Consider the following 16,322-nt stretch of genomic DNA (forward strand, 5'->3'; position numbering starts at 1 on the left):
CGGGTTTCACCGCCTGCGACGTTTACCCGTCCCGAAGATGCTGCGGGAGATTTCGCGGCCGGCGGCCGACGCGGCCGAGCGGAGGAAGCTCTTCACCGCGGAGTTCCCGAGAATCTGTTCGGCCATGTTCGGACCCTCCGGCTGTGCGGGCGGTGGTGTCGGCAGGTCGGGCAGCGGGGGCAGGTCGAGACCTGGTTCCGCGGCCGGGGCTCCGGCGACCTTGGCCGTCAGCTTCTCGTACGCCGATTCCCGGTCGACGGTCTGCCCGTACTTCGCCGACAGCGGGCTCGACGACGCCGCGGCCGTGATCGCGTCGGTGCCGATGGTGTCCATCAGCGAGCGGGGAGGCCGAATCCTCGTCCACGCCACCGGCGTCGGTGCGCCCCGTTCCGACAGGACCGTGACGATCGCCTCACCGATGCCCAGTGAGGTGAGAGCCTTCTCGAGGTCGTAGTTCTCGGTGGTCGGGTACGTCCGTACCGTTTTCGTGAGCGCCTTCTGATCGTCGGGAGTGAAGGCGCGCAGCGCGTGCTGGATCCGCGCACCGAGCTGCGACAACACCCCATTCGGGACGTCCGTCGGCAACTGGGTGCAGAAGAAGACCCCCACACCCTTCGAGCGGATGAGCTTCACGGTCTGTTCCACCTGTTGCAGGAACGCCTTCGACGCGTCCGCGAAGAGCAGGTGCGCCTCGTCGAAGATGAAGACGAGCTTGGGTTTGTCGAGATCGCCTTCCTCGGGCAACGTCTGGAACAGGTCGGCCAGCACCCACATCAGGAAGGTGGTAAACAATGCCGGTCGCGCGGCCTGGGCGCCCAACTCGAACAACGTGATCACGCCCTTGCCGTCGATCACCCGGAGCAGATCCTCGGTCTCGAGCTCGGGCTCCCCGAAGAACGTGTCGCCGCCGTCGGCTTCGAGATTGACGAGGGCCCTGAGGATCACGCCGGCCGTGGCCGGGGACACGCCTCCGATGCCCTTCAGATCGGCCTTGCCCTCGTCGCTGGTGAGATGCGCGATGACCGATCGCAAATCCAACAGGTCGAGAAGCGCAAGCCCCTGAACGTCGGCCCAGTGGAAGATCAGCCCCAGCGTGGACTCCTGAGTCTCGTTGAGCCCGAGAACCTTGGCGAGCAGGATCGGCCCGAACGCCGTGATGGTCGCGCGGACGGGAATGCCCAGACCTTCCGTTCCCAGCGAGAGGAATTCGACCGGGGACGCCGCCGGCCGCCACTCGCCGTCACCCGTCTCGGACGCCCGGGTGGTGATCTTGTCGCCCGCCTCACCCGGCTGCGACAGGCCCGACAGGTCGCCCTTCATGTCGGCCATCACCACGGGAACCCCTGCAGCCGACAACTGCTCGGCAATACCCTGCAGCGTCTTCGTCTTTCCCGTCCCGGTGGCGCCGGCGACGAGTCCGTGCCGGTTGACCGTCGCGAGGGGGATACGCACCCGGGCCGCCGAATCCACGACGCCGTCGAGAACCACCGTTCCCAGCTCGAGAGCCGCACCCTCCGAGGAGTATCCGGCCGCGATGTCCGCGGCGGCACCGGAGGAGGCGGCGACGCCTGCGGGAGCACGGTTCTCCGCGGCCTCCGCGTCCCGGGCTTCCTTCTCGGCCTCCTCTGCCGCTGCCGCAGCCTCCGCCGCGATCCTGGCCGCCTCGGCGGCCGCCGCCCTCGCCGCCGCCGCCCTCTCCGCCGGGGTCGAGGTCGCGTCGCCGTCCTGCGATTGCCGGGTCATCCAAGCCCTCCTCGGATCACGCACGTCGGGAGAAAGTGTCCACCGCAGACATTATCCCGTCACTCACGTGACTACTGTGTTCCTGGTGCAGGACAAACTTGTGTGGATCGACTGTGAAATGACCGGGCTCCGGCTCGGCACCGACAAGCTGATCGAGATCGCAGCTCTGGTCACGGACAGCGAGCTGAACGTGCTCGGTGAGGGTGTCGACATCGTCATCCACGCCGACGACGACGCGCTCGCGGCCATGCCCGACGTGGTGACCAAGATGCACGAGAACTCGGGGCTGACCGACGAGGTCCGGAAGTCCACGGTCACGCTCGCCGAGGCCGAGCAGCAGGTGCTCGCCTACATCCGCGAGCACGTGCCGGTCGCCGGGACGGCGCCGCTCGCAGGCAACTCGATCGCTACCGACCGCGGATTCATCGCCCGCGACATGCCGGACCTCGACACCTACCTGCACTACCGGATGATCGACGTCAGCTCCATCAAGGAACTGTCCCGACGCTGGTACCCGCGGATCTACTTCGGTCAGCCCGAAAAGGGTCTCGCCCACCGCGCCCTGGCCGACATCAGGGAGTCGATCCGGGAACTGAAGTACTACCGGAAGACGGCGTTCGTGCCCGAGCCCGGACCGTCTACCAGCGACATCGCCGCAGTTGTCGAGGAACTCGGGCCCGCCTGAGATACCGATTGGCTTCTCGGGCACCGGACGCGCTAGTATCTTCCTCGCCGAAGTTACTGCCCCCGGGCGGTGCCTGGAGCACATGGTGAGTGTAGTTCAGTTGGTAGAGCACCAGGTTGTGATCCTGGCTGTCGCGGGTTCGAGTCCCGTCACTCACCCCATACGGAAAGCCCCCGGCCTCGGCCGGGGGCTTTCCTCTTTGCGATTGGTCTGACGCCTGCCGTCAGGCGTTGGCGTTGCCCGCCTTCCACACATCCCACGGGATGTTCCAGTCACCGAGGCCGTCCGTGCCCGACAGCGTGCCGCCCAGCGTGTTCTTGACGATCACGATGTCGCCGCGCTTCGTGTTGTCGTACACCCACTTCGCGTTGGACGGGCTCAGGTTCAGGCAGCCGTGGCTCGCGTTCGAGTAGCCCTGCTGCCCCACCGACCACGGCGCCGAGTGGAAGAAGATGCCGCTGTAGGACATTCGCGTCGCCCAGTCGACGGGCGTCTTGTATCCCTGCGGGGAGTTGACCGGCACACCGTAGGTGGACGAGTCCATGACGAGGTTCGCGAACCGGTCGCCGATGATGTAGACGCCGTTGTCGGTGGGCGTGTCGTCCTTACCCATCGACGTGGGCATCGTCATGATCACTTCGCCGTTGCGCTCGAACGTCACCTGCTTGGTGTTGTCGTCCGCCGTCGCGATCAGGGCGTCGCCGATGGTGAAGGCCGTGTGAACATCCTCCTGGCCGAACAGTCCGTCACCGAGATCGCGCCCGTACACGGCGACCTTGACGTCCACGGCCGTGCCGGGAGCCCAGTAGCTCTGCGGACGCCACCGCACCTCACGGTTGTTCACCCAGTAGAACGCGCCCTCGACGGGCGGATTCGTCGTGACCGTGATGCCGGCCTCCGCGGCCTTGCGGTCGGGAATGTTCTCGTCGAACTGGACCGCGATCGGCTGACCGATGCCCACAACGTCACCCTCCGACGGCATCACGTACGGCTTGGTGACGTTGCCGGGCGCGCTGGTCGTGAACGCCGACGTCGAAGTGGTGCCGCCGCCGAGTCCGTTCGCCTTCACCTCGAGCCGGTACTCCTTGTCGTAGCCCAGCGGCTCCGTGTTGACCCAGGACAACCCGTCGGGGGCGATGGCGCCGTCGACCGGCTCGCCCTCCGGGTTGAGCATGGTGACCGCCGCCAGCGTGCCGTCGGCCACAGTCACCGTCACCGGCTGTCCGGGCGAGAATCCCACCGCACCATCGACGGCCGACGCCGTCAGCTTCGGCTTGATGAGTTCGGTGACCGGATTGGAATCGATCGGCGCCTCACCTTCCGACGTGACGCTGTCGGCACCGGAGACGGTGCACCCTGCGATCGACACTGCGAATACGAGTGATGCCGCCACAATCGTCGCCGTCTTCGAGACGGATCTCACCGATTGCGCACGCACGCGCCCGCCACGCCCCACACCCATGGATAACCCCACTTCACGTCCTCGCTCCGAATTCACGTTCAAGCCGGCACGTCCCTCGCCTTCGCAAGACGAATCAGCACGTCGAGACCGTGTGGTCTTCAATGATGCCAGCCACTGGAGAGCGGTTCCAACCAAGCGCCGAGCCGCTCAATAACGTTCGAATATCAATCGTGACCAGCGGCGCTCTTGTTACGCGCCACCGTGTGGATGGGGTCGCCACGGGCAGTCGCCACCAGGCGATTTGCATTCTCGAGAAGCGACCCGCTAATGTTCTGTCTCGCAAGAGCGAGCGCCTATAGCTCAGTTGGTAGAGCAAGTGACTCTTAATCACTGGGTCCGGGGTTCGAGTCCCTGTGGGCGCACTTGCACGAAGGCCCCCATCCTCTCACGAGGATGGGGGCCTTTCTCGTGTCACGATCTCACCGCACCGAGTGGGCGGCCGGATGACGAACGGGCCGCCGGAACGTGAAGTCACTGCGAACTTCACATCCGACGGCCCGTCACTGACGAGGGTTGTTCAGCGCAACGCTTTGCGGAGCACCAGGAGCCCTGCCACCGCACCCACGGCGATCAGTCCGTACTTGACCGCCGGCTCGTTCAGCTTCGCGATCAGCGTGCGCTTCGTGCTCTCCACGAGACGCTTCGGGTTGGTGCGGACCGTCAATTCGTCGAGAGTGCTCGCGAGCTGATTGCGCGCGTTCTCGATCTCACGCTCGATGCTCTCGGTGTCCCTGGGCACGTGTCCTCCAACTTGTTCGACTGGTTCGATCAGCGAGAGCGACGCTACCGCGACGATCCCACACTTGCGTCAACCGTAGACGAGAACTCCCGACCTGCGACTCCGTCTCCCCCGATCGCGCTTCGGGCCACGTCCACCCCGTCCCGGTAGCCTGACTTCTCGTGACCGACAACAACAGACTCGCCCCCGGAGACACCGCACCCGCCTTCACGCTGCCCGACGCCGACGGCAACGATGTGTCGCTCGCCGACTACCGCGGCCGCAAGGTCGTCGTGTATTTCTACCCGGCGGCGAGCACGCCGGGCTGCACCAAACAGGCCTGCGACTTCCGCGACAACCTCGCCGACCTGAACGGCGCAGGCCTCGACGTGATCGGCATCTCACCCGACAAGCCGGCGAAGCTGGCCAAGTTCCGTGACAACGAGGAACTGACGTTCCCTCTGCTATCCGATCCCGACAAGGCCACACTCGAGGCGTGGGGCGCGTTCGGCGAGAAGAAGATGTACGGCAAGACGGTGCAGGGTGTCATCCGCTCCACGTTCCTCGTCGACGAGGACGGGAAGATCGAAGTGGCCCAGTACAACGTCCGCGCCACCGGCCACGTCGCGAAACTGCGGCGAGACCTGTCCGTCTGATCGGCGCGACGGGCGGCTGCGTGTCGTCGGCCGCCCGTCACCGGCGTTGTGGTGGGTCGGAATGCAGCCGTCGGCTACTTGTGGGCGATCACATCGTTCACACCGAAACGGCGCGAGCAGTCTCCTCGCCCAGGTGAAACCCGACGCGTCACCGGGAGGGATCTTCGGAATCCGGACGAAAGACGGATAGCCTGGGGCGGTGGAGTCTTCAGTCAGCAAGCAAGCGCCGCGCCGAGTGGACCCGGCGTTGGAGCTGCAGTCGGACCCGCAGGAACTACTGCCCCGCAGACGTCCGACCCAGGAACGTAGTCGCCGGAAGTTCGACGCGCTGCTCACGGCATCGCGGGAGTTGCTGGTGGACGTGGGATTCGAATCGTTCACGTGCGAGGAGGTCGCCGCACGCGCGGACGTCCCGATCGGCACCCTCTACCAGTTCTTCGCGAACAAGTACGTGATCGTCTGCGAACTCAACCGGCAGGACCTCGTCGGCGTCCAGCACGAGATCGCCCAGTTCAACGGTGAGGTCCCGTCCCTCGACTGGCTGCGGTTCCTCAATTCCTTCGTCGACCACATGGCAGGCCTGTGGACATCCGACCCGTCGAGGCGCGAGGTGTGGCTGGCGATGCAGTCGACGCCCTCGACCCGCGCCACCGGCGCCATCCACGAGAAGGCGTTCGCGGAGCAGGTGTCACGGATGCTCGCGCCCCTCACCCCGCGGACGTCGCGGGAGCGGCGCACGATGATGGCCGAGGTGCTCGTCCACGTCGTGTACTCGATGCTGAACTTCTCCGTGCAGGACAATCAGAGCCACGCGGACGCCGTCGCCGAACTCAAACGGCTGATGGTGGCATACCTGCTGGTCGCCGAGAAGGAATCGCGCTCCACCTAGCCGTTACGCGCCTGTGCGCCCTTCCGGTTGCCGGAGCTACCAGAAAGGCGCACGGGCGCCGGAGGCGCCTACACGGACTCGATGACGGCGAACGCGCCCGCCATGTCTCCGTCGTGTGTGAGGGAGATGTGAATCTTCACGTCGGTCAGATGCTTGGCGACGTCTCCGCGTAAGCGGATACTCGGCCGTCCCCACGCATCCGTCACCACCTCGATCAGGTGGTGGATCATCTCGGGCAGCACCGGCGGGCTGGCGAAGAGAGACGTGGACCAGGCCTTGATCACTGCCTCCTTCGCAGCCCACCGGGCGGCGAAATGTCTAGCCGGATCGGAGCTCCGGGTCACGGCGTCCCGACGCTCGCCCGGTGTGAAGTTGTCGAGCATTGCCGTCCCTGGCCGGTCCAGCTGCTCGGCGAACTCCGACACCGTCACGAGATCGAAGCCGATCCCCAGAACTCCCATCCGTCGTTCCTACTTGCAGCCGGGCAGACCCGAGCTGTACACGTCGTCCGCTCCGAGGCGCGCGGCCTCGGTGAGCAGGACGTCCGCCTCGAGCTGACGGGACGCTGCGGCCGGGACACTGTCGCCGCCGAAGCGACGATCCGCCGGACGCTCGTACAGGCTGCCGCCTCCGACCATGGCCTTCGCCAGACGACGCTGACCCTCGACGGTGCGCTTGCGTGCCTGCTCGAGGTACGCCTCACGCTTGTCGGCCGGGATGGCCTCGACGAACGCCTGCGAGTGCACGACGGCGATCAGTCCGGAGACGTGACCGAAGCCCAGGCTCGTGAGCAGACCGGCCTTCAGGGGGAACTGCTCACCGAATCGGAGCGGCTCCCGAGCCCACACGAGGTGTTCGAACTCGGCCATCTTCTCGTCGACGCAATCGAGGCTGCGGTTCGGCGGGACGACACCTTGATCCAGCACCTGGCAGAGACCGATCAGCTGGAATGCTGCGGCACCACCCTTGGAGTGTCCGGTGAGGCTCTTCTGCGAGACCACGAACAGCGGCGCACCTTCGCTGCGGCCGAGTGCCCCGGCGAGGCGCTCGTGCAGCTCCGCCTCGTTGGGATCGTTGGCCGCGGTGGACGTGTCGTGCTTGGAGATCACCGAGATGTCGTCGGCGCTGACACCGAGCTTGCCGAGGGACTGGGCGAGCTGCGAATCCGCTCCCCCACGACCTGCACCGAGCGCACCGATTCCGGGAGCCGGGATCGATGTGTGGACACCATCCGCGAACGAGCTGGCGTAGGCAACCACACCGAGGACGGGCAGACCCATCTCGAGTGCCACGTCACCGCGAGCGAGGAGGATGGTGCCACCGCCGGCCGACTCTACGAACCCGCCGCGTCGACGATCGTTGGCCCGCGAGAAGCGGCGATCCTCGATGCCCTTGGCGCGCATGTCGTCGGTCTTGGCAGTGGCAGACATGTCACCGAATCCGATGATGCCTTCCGTGCCGAGGTCGTCGTAGCCACCGGCAACGACCAGCTGCGCCTTGCCGAGCTTGATCTTGTCGACGCCCTCTTCGACGGACACCGCAGCCGTGGCGCACGCCGCAACCGGGTGGACCATGGCGCCGTAACCGCCGACGTAGGACTGGACCACGTGCGCCGCAATCACATTCGGCAGGGCTTCCTGCAGGATGTCGTTCGGCCGGTTCTCGCCGAGCAGCGTGTCGATGTACAGCGACCTCATGGAGGTCATGCCGCCCATGCCGGTGCCCTGGGTGTTGGCGACCAGCGAGGGGTGCACCCACCGCAGCAGTTCGCTGGGCGTGAACCCACCGGTGAGGAACGCGTCCACCGTGGCGACGATGTTCCACAGGCCCACGCGGTCGACGGAATCGGCCATGTCGGCGGGGATGCCCCACTTGGTGACGTCGAATCCGGTCGGGATCTGACCACCCACGCTGCGCGTGAGCTTCATCTTGCGGGGGACGCGGATCTCGGTGCCCGCACGGCGGGTGACCTGCCAGTCACCGCTGTCCGGAACCGGCGCCGCGACCGTGTTCTCCGGGTCGGCCTCGACGAAGGCCAGTGCCTCCGCCTCGGTGCTGACCACGAAGCTCAGGTCCTTGTCGAGGAAGACCGACGTGAGGAGCGGTGCGGTGTTCTCGATCATCGCGCCTTCGTCCACGTAGCGGCGGATGCCGCAGCGCTCGACGACTGCGTCGTGGTACTTGTCCGCGATCTCGGCCTCCGGAACCAGTTCCCCGGTCTCGGCGTCGTACCAGCCTGCGGACGGCGTGGTCTCCCACACGACGAGTCCGGTGTTCCAGGCGAGTTCGAGAACGCCTGCCGCCGAAAGCTCTTCGTCGACCTCCATCTCGAAGCGGGTACGCGAGGAACCGAACGGTCCGAGCTCACCGGCGCCGACGATGACGACGAGGTCTTCCGGAGCCGCCGTGACGCCGGACCAAGCCGGTGCCACCGACTCGGAAACCCGCGGCGGGGCGGGCAGAGCCGCGATGGTGTCGATCTCGACTGCATCCGCATCGGCCTCGGCAGCAGCGGTCGCAGCTTCCTGAGCCTGCTTCGCCAGCGCGGGCAGGTCCAGGTTCGCCTGGGCGAGCCCACCGGTCAGATCGGCCGCGAGCGGCTCGGTGGAGGCGAGGCGACGTGCCTCGGGCTCGCACCACTGCAGCAGCTCGGTGGCCATTTCCTGGGTGGACCAGGTACGGACTCCGGCACCTTCGACAGCCTCGACCAGCGGGTCGTTGCCGCCCATGAGGCCGGTTCCGCGGACCCAGCCGATGAGAGCGTGCACCAGGGTGACGCGCTCGGCCCAGTTGCGCTCGGCCTTCCAGCGGCCGACCACAGCGTCCAGCGCGGCCTTGGCCTCGCCGTACGCACCGTCGCCACCGAACAGGCCGCGGTTCGGGGAACCGGGCAGGACCACGTGCAGGTGGGTGTCGACGTCACGGTCGTAACCGACCTTCGACAGTCCGCCGATCAGACGCTCCACCGACCACAGGAGAACGCGCATCTCCATTTCGGCGCGGGCGCCGGCGTCGGCGAGGTCGCCTGCCACGCGGGGCGCGGCGAACGGGAACAGCAGCGTCGGGGTGACCGCTTCCTTGACGAGCTTCTTCGATCCACCGGCCGTCTCGTACTGCGCTTCACCGATCCACTCGATGAGCGCGTCGATGTCCGTGTAGGACGCCATGTTCGCGGGGACCACCCACAGGGCGGCACCGGCGCGAGCATTGCGGCGGTAGAGGTCGCGGTAGAAGCCGAGACGCTTGTCGTCGAGACGCGAGGTGGTCACGAAGACCGTCGCGCCGCCGGCGAGGAGCTTGCCTGCGACCGAGGCCGCGATGGAACCCTTGCTGGCACCGGTGACGACGGCGACCTGGTCTGCCCATTCCGGGGTCTCGTCGGTGACGAGGACTGCCGCCTCCGCGATACGCCCGTACTTCTCGGCCAGAGCCGTGCGACCCTCGTCGGTTGCGCGGGCCTGCCACCATGCGGCCTGCGCCGCAACGGACTTGCCTGCACCGGCGAAGCCTTCGATCTCGAGAGACTCCACGCCTGCCGCGTCGATCCACAGACGAGCCAGATCCTCACGTGCGCTGGCCCAGCGGTCGTCGAGCAGCACCGCCCGCCTGGCGTCGAACGCGGGAGCGACCAGTCGCGGCCAGTCGGAACCGAGCTCCGCCGACACGAGGTCGACGAGTTCGGTGTCGGTCGGCTGCGCTGCCGTCGCCGCGTCGCCTGCGAAGCCGAGCTGCTCGAGCACGAGGCGGGCGGCCGAGGCCAGCACGCCGTCGCGGCCCGTGATGTGCTCGGTGAACTCGCCCAGCGCCGCGGCGTCGACGGTGCCACCGGCTCCGCCACCCGAGGACGGGAGGGAGACGCTGATCCCACGGCGCGAGGCCACTGCGGCCACTGCGCTGTCGATGACGGCGTCCACTGCGGCGCCGTCGGCGAGACCGCCGCCGGCCAGGCCGCCGAGGTCACCACCACGGATGCTGGACCCGTCGCGGGTTCCGAGCGCCACCTCGGCGGTGACGTGGTACGCCCAGCCGTCGCCGAGTTCCCAGACCTTCTTCACGCGGTCCGCGATGGCCGCCGGACGACGACCCGAGGGGCCGAAGACCTTGCGGAGGTGATCGTTGATCGAGTCGGACAGCACCGGGCCGAACGGCTTGTACGTACGGGCCAGGGAGTCGACCGTGCCGGCGAGCGAACCCATGTCGGCGTCCGCGGCACCGTCGATCGCACCGAGCGAGAGCTCGGAGCCGAGGTCGACGAGCAGCTGGTTACGCCGCGAGGACACGCCGTCGCACAGCGCCTCGATCGTGTCGACGGGGCCGACCTGATCGGGACGGAGCTTGGTCCACAGGCTGATCAGGACCTTGGTGGCGTCGGCGGCCTTGAACGCGATGTCGTCGGGACGCGGTCCACCGGACGGTGCAGCGGCCGGGGCCGGAGCCGCGGCGGGTGCGGCCGATGCGGCGGGCGCCTCGGCTGCGGGTGCTGCGGGCTCGTCGTCCTCGACCGGCGCCGGATCGACGTCGGTGGAGTACACGATGGACGCTTCACGCTCGATGTTGAGGACCTCGACCGGGTAGCCGAAGCGGCCCGGCAGCTTCAGGGTCTGCGAGGCGAGGTTCGCGACGGTCGGGACGGAGCCCAGACCGATCTCCACGAACCGCTCGACACCCAGTCCACCTTCGGACTCGTCGGCGAACAGCAGATCCTGCGTCTCGATCCAGCGCACCGGGCTGGCGAACTGCCAGGCCAGGAGCTCGGTGAGGACCACGCGGGTGAGCTGGACCGGCTTCTTCGTCCAGGAGTCGAAGTCCTTCAGCACCTTGTCGAGGGGCTTCGACGGCACCAGGTCGGCAATCTCCTGCACGAACTCCTTCTTCAGGGAGAACGGCTTGGGGACCAGGTTCGGGATGTAGCGCCCGATCAGGATGGCCGGGTCGATGTCCTGCGGAAGCAGTTCCTCGAGACGTCCACGGAAGTCGTCGACGCCGCCACGCAGCACCGTCGAGTGGAACGGGACGTCGATGCCCGGAACCATGATGTACGCGCGCTTGCCACCGAAAGCCTCACGGCGGATGTCGATTTCCTTCTCGAGCGCGTTGAGCCCGGCGACCGTGCCCGCGATGGCGTACTGCGAGCCACGCAGGTTCAGGTTCACGATCTGCAGGAACTCACCGGTCGCCTCGGCGACACCGGCGACGAACGCCTCGACGTCGTCGTCGGCCAGACCGATCTGCGACGGGCGGATGGCAGCCATCCGGTAGTCGGAACGGCCGGCCTCGTCGCGGGGAACGAGTGCGTGCATCGCGGAACCACGCTGGAAGACCACCTCGAGAACAGCTTCGAGAGGCAGCACACCGGCGACGGCGGCGAGAGCGTTGTACTCACCGACCGAGTGGCCTGCGAGCAGGGCACCCTCGACGAAGGCACCGGATTCGCGGAGTTCGGCGACCTGGGCCACACCGAGCGTCGCCATCGCGACCTGGGTGAACTGGGTCAGGTGCAGGACACCGTCCGGGTGCTTGTGCTCGACACCACGGGCCTTGACGACCGTCGGGTTGTCGCGGACCACGGCGAGGATCGAGAAGCCGAGGGCCTTGCGGGTGTGCTTGTCGGCGCGGTCCCAGATCTCACGGGCGGCCTTGGAGCGGGCGCGGGCGTCGAGGCCCATGCCGGGACGCTGGATGCCCTGTCCGGGGAACGCGTAGACGGTCTTCGGGGCGGCGGTGCGACCCGTTGCGACCATCACCAGTTCACCGTCGATGCGGCAACCGACCTCGACGATCTCGGCGCCACGGTCCACCGCGATGCGGTCGACGCGGACGTCGATCTCGGCGCCCGGGCGAACCATGCCCAGGAAGCGTGCGGTCCAGGCGGTGAGACGACGCGGCGGCGTCTTGGTCTCGGCCGGGTCCACGGCGGTGACGACCTGCTGGGCAGCGGCGGAGAGCCACATGCCGTGCACGATCGGGCTGCCGAGGCCGGCGAGCAGTGCCGCGTTGTCGGAGGTGTGGATCGGGTTGTGGTCGCCCGACACCTGGGCGAAGGAGCCCATGTTGCGGGGAGCGACGATCGTGGTGTCGCGGCGACGACGACGCGGGGTGTCGACGGCCTCGTCACTCAGCGAGCCACCGGCGCGGGCCGGGTCGGACAGTTCGCCCTTGCCGGTGCGGCCGCGGATCGCGAAGCGCTCCGACAGGGTGACGACGGCAGGCGCGTCCAGGCCCTCGCCGAGCATGGCGCCGACCTCGACCTTGACCTCGACGACGCGGCCCAGGTCGGTGTCGAGGACCGAGGCGACCTCGGCCTTGACGACGAGAATGCTGGTCTCCGAAGGCAGTTCGCCGACGAAATCGACGCTGTGGTCCAGGTGGACCAGGTCGAGCATGCCCTCGATGACGGACAGCGAGTCTTCGGTCTTGGCAGCACCGAGCACGGCGAACACGGCCGGCCAGCAAGCGCCGACGACCACGTCCGGGACGGCCTTGCCGCTGACGCTCAGCGTCGTGGGCAGACCCGAGCCGGTGACACCGGCGTGGTCGGCAACCAGGTCGGGCGTCCAGGCGAGGTTGAGGCGTGCGACACCGTTCTTGACGGCGGGCAGTTCCTGACCGGCCGCGACCGCGAGGAGTGCGGTCATCGACTTCTCGGCGTCGGCCTCGGTGACCACGGGAGCGCCACCGTCCGCGACGGACCCGGGAACGGTGATGGTGATCTGGACGGACTTGGCTGCCACCAGCGGGACCGTGAGGAGCACCTGCTGGTCGTCGATGACGGACAGCTCGGCACCGGTGGTCTCGTGCACCGCGAGGGTGTCGGACTCGATCGACCACTTGTCGAGGTCACCGAGCCGGCGAACCGGGTTCAGGGTGAGGCGCGAGGCCCACTGGATGTCGGGAGCCGACAGGACGGTGTCGAGGAGGCCGCGGGCAATGTCCGCGTGACGGCGAGCGGGCAGCGACAGCGGCGCGACACCGGCGGTGACCAGCTCGTCGTACGTGGCCTTCTCGAAGCGGTCGAGCAGCTCGCCGACAGGCTCGTCGACGCGCGTGATGCCGGCGACGGCGACGGTGCCGGGGATGACGCAGACCTGGTCGGCCGTGTAGCGAGGATCGTGTGCCTGCCACAGCGAGTCGGAACGCCACCAGCGGCGGACGTCACCGTCGACGACGGGCACGAAGTTGACCGGCTTGCCGGGGGTCTTGCACAGCGAGACGAAGAACGAGACGTCCGCGGGGTGCAGAACCGTGGTGGCGTAGTCGGGGTACTGCGCCTGCAGGGCGCAGACGGCCGCCTCGGGACGCTCGAGAATCGCGTCGTCGGCGAACAGGGTGGGGATGGGGCCACGGTCGACCGGGTGCAGACGCGACTCGGTGCGCTGCAGCATCTCACCGAAGCGCGCACGCCAGGTGATGTCGAGCCACGGGCTCGAGGTGGCCTCGGTGATGGCGTCCTGGAGGTCGGTGCCGCAGTCGAATGCCTTCGCTGCGTCGATACCGACGGCCAGCTCGAGGTAGCGGCGCAGCCACTGCTCGTACGTCATGGTCGCGACGTCGCCGAAGTACGGCTTCGCCGTGATGTTCAGTGCCTCGATGATCTCGTCGCGACGCTCGGCGACGGCGTCGGCGTCACCGGCGACCTCGTCGAGCAGACGGCCGGTGCGGGACGCGGCGTTGTCGATCTCGTGGATGTCGGCGCCGAGCTGGCTGCGGCCGGAGGCCATGCCGCCCTCGGCGGTGCCTGCTCCGACCCAGTCCGGAGTACCGGGGGTGTCGACGAGGAGCTGCTTCACCTCGGCAGAGGTGGTCGCTTCGAGGGTGGCCATGGCGGCGGTGCCGACCAGGATGCCGTCCAGCGGCATGGCCGGGAAGCCGTGTGCAACGGACCAGCGGCCGGTCAGGTAGTCGGCAGCCTGCTCGGGCGTGCCGATGCCGCCACCGACGCACAGGACCAGGTTCGGCCGGGTGCGCAGCTCGGCGTAGGTGTCGAGGAGCAGGTCGTCCAGGTCTTCCCACGAGTGGTGACCACCGGCGCGGCCGCCCTCGATGTGGGCGATGACGGGGAACGAGGGAACCTCGTTGGCGATGCGGATGACCGAGCGGATCTGCGCGACCGTGCCCGGCTTGAACGCGACGTAGCTGAAGCCCGCGTCGGTGAGGTCGCCGATGATCGAGACGGCGTCCTCGAGTTCGGGGATACCGGCGGTGACGACGACACCGTCGAACGGGGCACCCGCGGCGCGGGCCTTCGGCACGAGGCGCTTGCCACCGACGTGGAGCTTCCACAGGTAGGGGTCGAGGAACATCGAGTTGAACTGCACGGCGCGGCCCGGCTCGAGCAGCCCGGTGAGCTTCTCGACGTTGTCGGCGAAGATCTGCTCGGTGACCTGGCCACCGCCGGCGAGCTCGGCCCAGTGGCCTGCGTTCGCTGCTGCGGCGACGATCGTCGGGTCGACCGTGGTCGGGGTCATGCCTGCGAGCAGGATCGGCGAACGACCGGTCAGCTTCGTGAACGCGGTCTCCACGCCGATGCGGCCGCCCGGCAGCGACACCGGCTTCGGGAGGAACTCGGTCCACGCGGCGGGAACCTCGGGGGTTGCGCCCGGGGTGAGGAGGTTGCGGTGACCGCCACGGGTCGCGGCGGCAACGATGCCGACGCCCTGGCCGCGGACACTGGCCGACGTCATGCGGGTGAGGAGGTCACCGGGTCCGAGGTCGAGGATCCACGCGGCACCGGCTTCGAGGGTGCTGTCGACGGCGGCGACCCAGTCGACGGGATCGACGAGGCAGGCGCTCGTGAGAGCGCGGGCCTTCTCCTCGTCGAGACCGCAGCGCACGGCCCACTGGCCGACGATGTCAATCGTCTCCGCGAGTGCGGGGTGGTGGAAGCCGATCTCGACCGCGAGGGGCTCGAAGACGGGCGCGAAGATGGAGCCGCCACGCTTCTTGGCGTCGCGCTCACGGGCCTCGTCGGCCTCGATCTGCTCGCACCGCTGCTGGACGCGTGCCAGCTGGGCGGGCGGGCCGGACAGTACGACGCGGCGACGGGCGTTGCGGATGCCGAGGACGGCTGCACGCTCGGGCTCGAGGCCCTCCGCGAGCTCCTCGACGATCTGACGGAGTCGTTCCGGGTCGACGTTGGAGACAGCGAGCATCGGGGTGGAGTCGGCGGCGGCGATCACTCCGCGACGACGGCCGACGAGGCCGGCAGCCGCACCGATGAGCTGAGCGAGGGCGAGGAGTTCGCCGTCCTTCTGACCCGAGGAGGCAACGGCCTCCGCGGCGAGGAGTCCCTGGGAGTGGCCGATCACCGACACGGGAGCCGTAACCGCGGGATCGAGGCCCTGAGCTGCCAGCGCACGCAGCGCTGCGATCTGGGTGAGGAAGACGCCGGGGAGAGACACCGCCGCCGAGGTGAGCGCTGCCGCGGAGGGACCGGCCGCCTGGGCGCCGTCCTCTTCGTCGGCGAGTTCCTGCTCGAGGATCCAGGCGATGGGGTCGAATCCGACCGGGCGCACGACGAGGAGTTCCTGCGCCACGGGGGCCAGGTAGTCGGCCGCGTCGTTGACGATCGTGGTGAGTGCCGGCTCGAGTCCGTTGTCGCGGCTCAGTTCCTCCAGCGAGCTCAGCCAGGGCGCACCCTGACCACCGAAGGCGAGCGCGTACGGCTCACCTCCGAGCAGACGATCCACGAGGGTGCCCTTGCTCGACGACCGAGTGTCGTCCCGGTCTACGCCGATGCGCCGCGAACCCTTCGAGTTTTTTCCGTTTCCTGCGGGTGTCGTGTCGTCAATCGTCACGCGTATGTCCTCTCCTGGTCCCCTCTGGGGGGAGGTGGGGATAGTGTCTGCCGCCCTCGGCATCGTGTGCCAGCTGTATCGGCTCTGATCAGCTCTTCCGGGCTGTTCAAGGTTGACACAGAATCATGAGGATTTCCTCACGTTCACGAGCCGTCGGGGTGTCACAGCCGTGCATCGGAGAAATATCGCGTGATGTCCCTCACAGATCTCCCGCGAAGTGACCGGTGAGTAGATCGCGTCCGTGCTGGACGAGGGCGGTGCGAGGACGTCCAAGAACCTGAGGAAAGCCTCATATTAATCGTTATCAATCTGTTACCACCTTGACGAAGTCCCAGGTTCATGCAGGTCTGCGCCCTCGAATCCGGGTCCGCGACC

At 67.9% G+C, this 16,322-nt stretch carries 8 protein-coding genes and 2 tRNA genes; 5 read left to right on the forward strand and 5 right to left on the reverse strand.

Annotation, left to right across the window (positions count from 1 at the left end; translation table 11 throughout):
* Nucleotides 1-6 precede the first annotated feature (6 nt).
* A complete protein-coding gene (locus tag RHA1_RS06870) occupies nucleotides 7-1,743 on the reverse strand; it encodes a helicase HerA-like domain-containing protein (protein ID WP_011594439.1) in 1,737 nt (578 codons plus the stop codon).
* Between the two features lie 85 nt (nucleotides 1,744-1,828).
* Here RHA1_RS06870 and orn point away from each other — a divergent pair, with 85 nt between their 5' ends.
* On the forward strand, nucleotides 1,829-2,428 hold the full coding sequence (gene orn / locus RHA1_RS06875) for an oligoribonuclease (RefSeq protein ID WP_011594440.1): 600 nt from the start codon (nucleotides 1,829-1,831) through the stop codon (nucleotides 2,426-2,428).
* Between the two features lie 85 nt (nucleotides 2,429-2,513).
* Nucleotides 2,514-2,589 (forward strand) — tRNA-His (locus RHA1_RS06880).
* 62 nt (nucleotides 2,590-2,651) lie between these two features.
* Here RHA1_RS06880 and RHA1_RS06885 read toward each other — a convergent pair.
* Nucleotides 2,652-3,890 (reverse strand): L,D-transpeptidase, encoded by a 1,239-nt coding sequence (locus RHA1_RS06885; protein ID WP_011594441.1) that lies wholly within the window; start codon nucleotides 3,888-3,890, stop codon nucleotides 2,652-2,654.
* A 289-nt stretch (nucleotides 3,891-4,179) separates the two neighbouring features.
* Between RHA1_RS06885 and RHA1_RS06890 the strand changes: the two genes are divergently transcribed.
* Nucleotides 4,180-4,252, forward strand: a tRNA-Lys gene (locus tag RHA1_RS06890).
* Nucleotides 4,253-4,407: 155 nt separating this feature from the next.
* Here RHA1_RS06890 and RHA1_RS06895 read toward each other — a convergent pair.
* Nucleotides 4,408-4,629, reverse strand: a complete 222-nt coding sequence (locus RHA1_RS06895; RefSeq protein WP_009474119.1) for a DUF3618 domain-containing protein — start codon at nucleotides 4,627-4,629, stop codon at nucleotides 4,408-4,410.
* 161 nt (nucleotides 4,630-4,790) lie between these two features.
* Here RHA1_RS06895 and bcp point away from each other — a divergent pair, with 161 nt between their 5' ends.
* A complete protein-coding gene (bcp, locus tag RHA1_RS06900) occupies nucleotides 4,791-5,264 on the forward strand; it encodes a thioredoxin-dependent thiol peroxidase (RefSeq protein ID WP_007296587.1) in 474 nt (157 codons plus the stop codon).
* A 199-nt stretch (nucleotides 5,265-5,463) separates the two neighbouring features.
* The gene (locus RHA1_RS06905) at nucleotides 5,464-6,153 is read left to right on the forward strand and encodes a TetR family transcriptional regulator (RefSeq protein WP_011594442.1); all 690 of its coding nucleotides are present in this window, start codon (nucleotides 5,464-5,466) and stop codon (nucleotides 6,151-6,153) included.
* Between the two features lie 68 nt (nucleotides 6,154-6,221).
* Here RHA1_RS06905 and acpS read toward each other — a convergent pair whose 3' ends face one another.
* Together acpS and RHA1_RS06915 are read right to left on the reverse strand one after the other, a co-directional pair.
* Nucleotides 6,222-6,614, reverse strand: a complete 393-nt coding sequence (gene acpS, locus RHA1_RS06910; protein WP_009474123.1) for a holo-ACP synthase AcpS — start codon at nucleotides 6,612-6,614, stop codon at nucleotides 6,222-6,224.
* A 9-nt stretch (nucleotides 6,615-6,623) separates the two neighbouring features.
* Nucleotides 6,624-15,947, reverse strand: a complete 9,324-nt coding sequence (locus tag RHA1_RS06915) for a type I polyketide synthase (protein ID WP_050787256.1) — start codon at nucleotides 15,945-15,947, stop codon at nucleotides 6,624-6,626.
* Between the last annotated feature and the right edge of the window lie 375 nt (nucleotides 15,948-16,322).

It is taken from the genome of Rhodococcus jostii RHA1, assembly GCF_000014565.1.
Lineage (GTDB): Bacteria > Actinomycetota > Actinomycetes > Mycobacteriales > Mycobacteriaceae > Rhodococcus_F > Rhodococcus_F jostii_A.

Excerpts from the sequence above, each read along its gene's own strand:
- RHA1_RS06885 (WP_011594441.1), bottom strand. The coding sequence starts at position 3,890 with ATGGGTGTGGGGCGTGGCGGGCGCGTGCGTGCGCAATCGGTGAGATCC.
- RHA1_RS06870 (WP_011594439.1), bottom strand. The coding sequence starts at position 1,743 with ATGACCCGGCAATCGCAGGACGGCGACGCGACCTCGACCCCGGCGGAG.
- acpS (WP_009474123.1), bottom strand. The coding sequence starts at position 6,614 with ATGGGAGTTCTGGGGATCGGCTTCGATCTCGTGACGGTGTCGGAGTTC.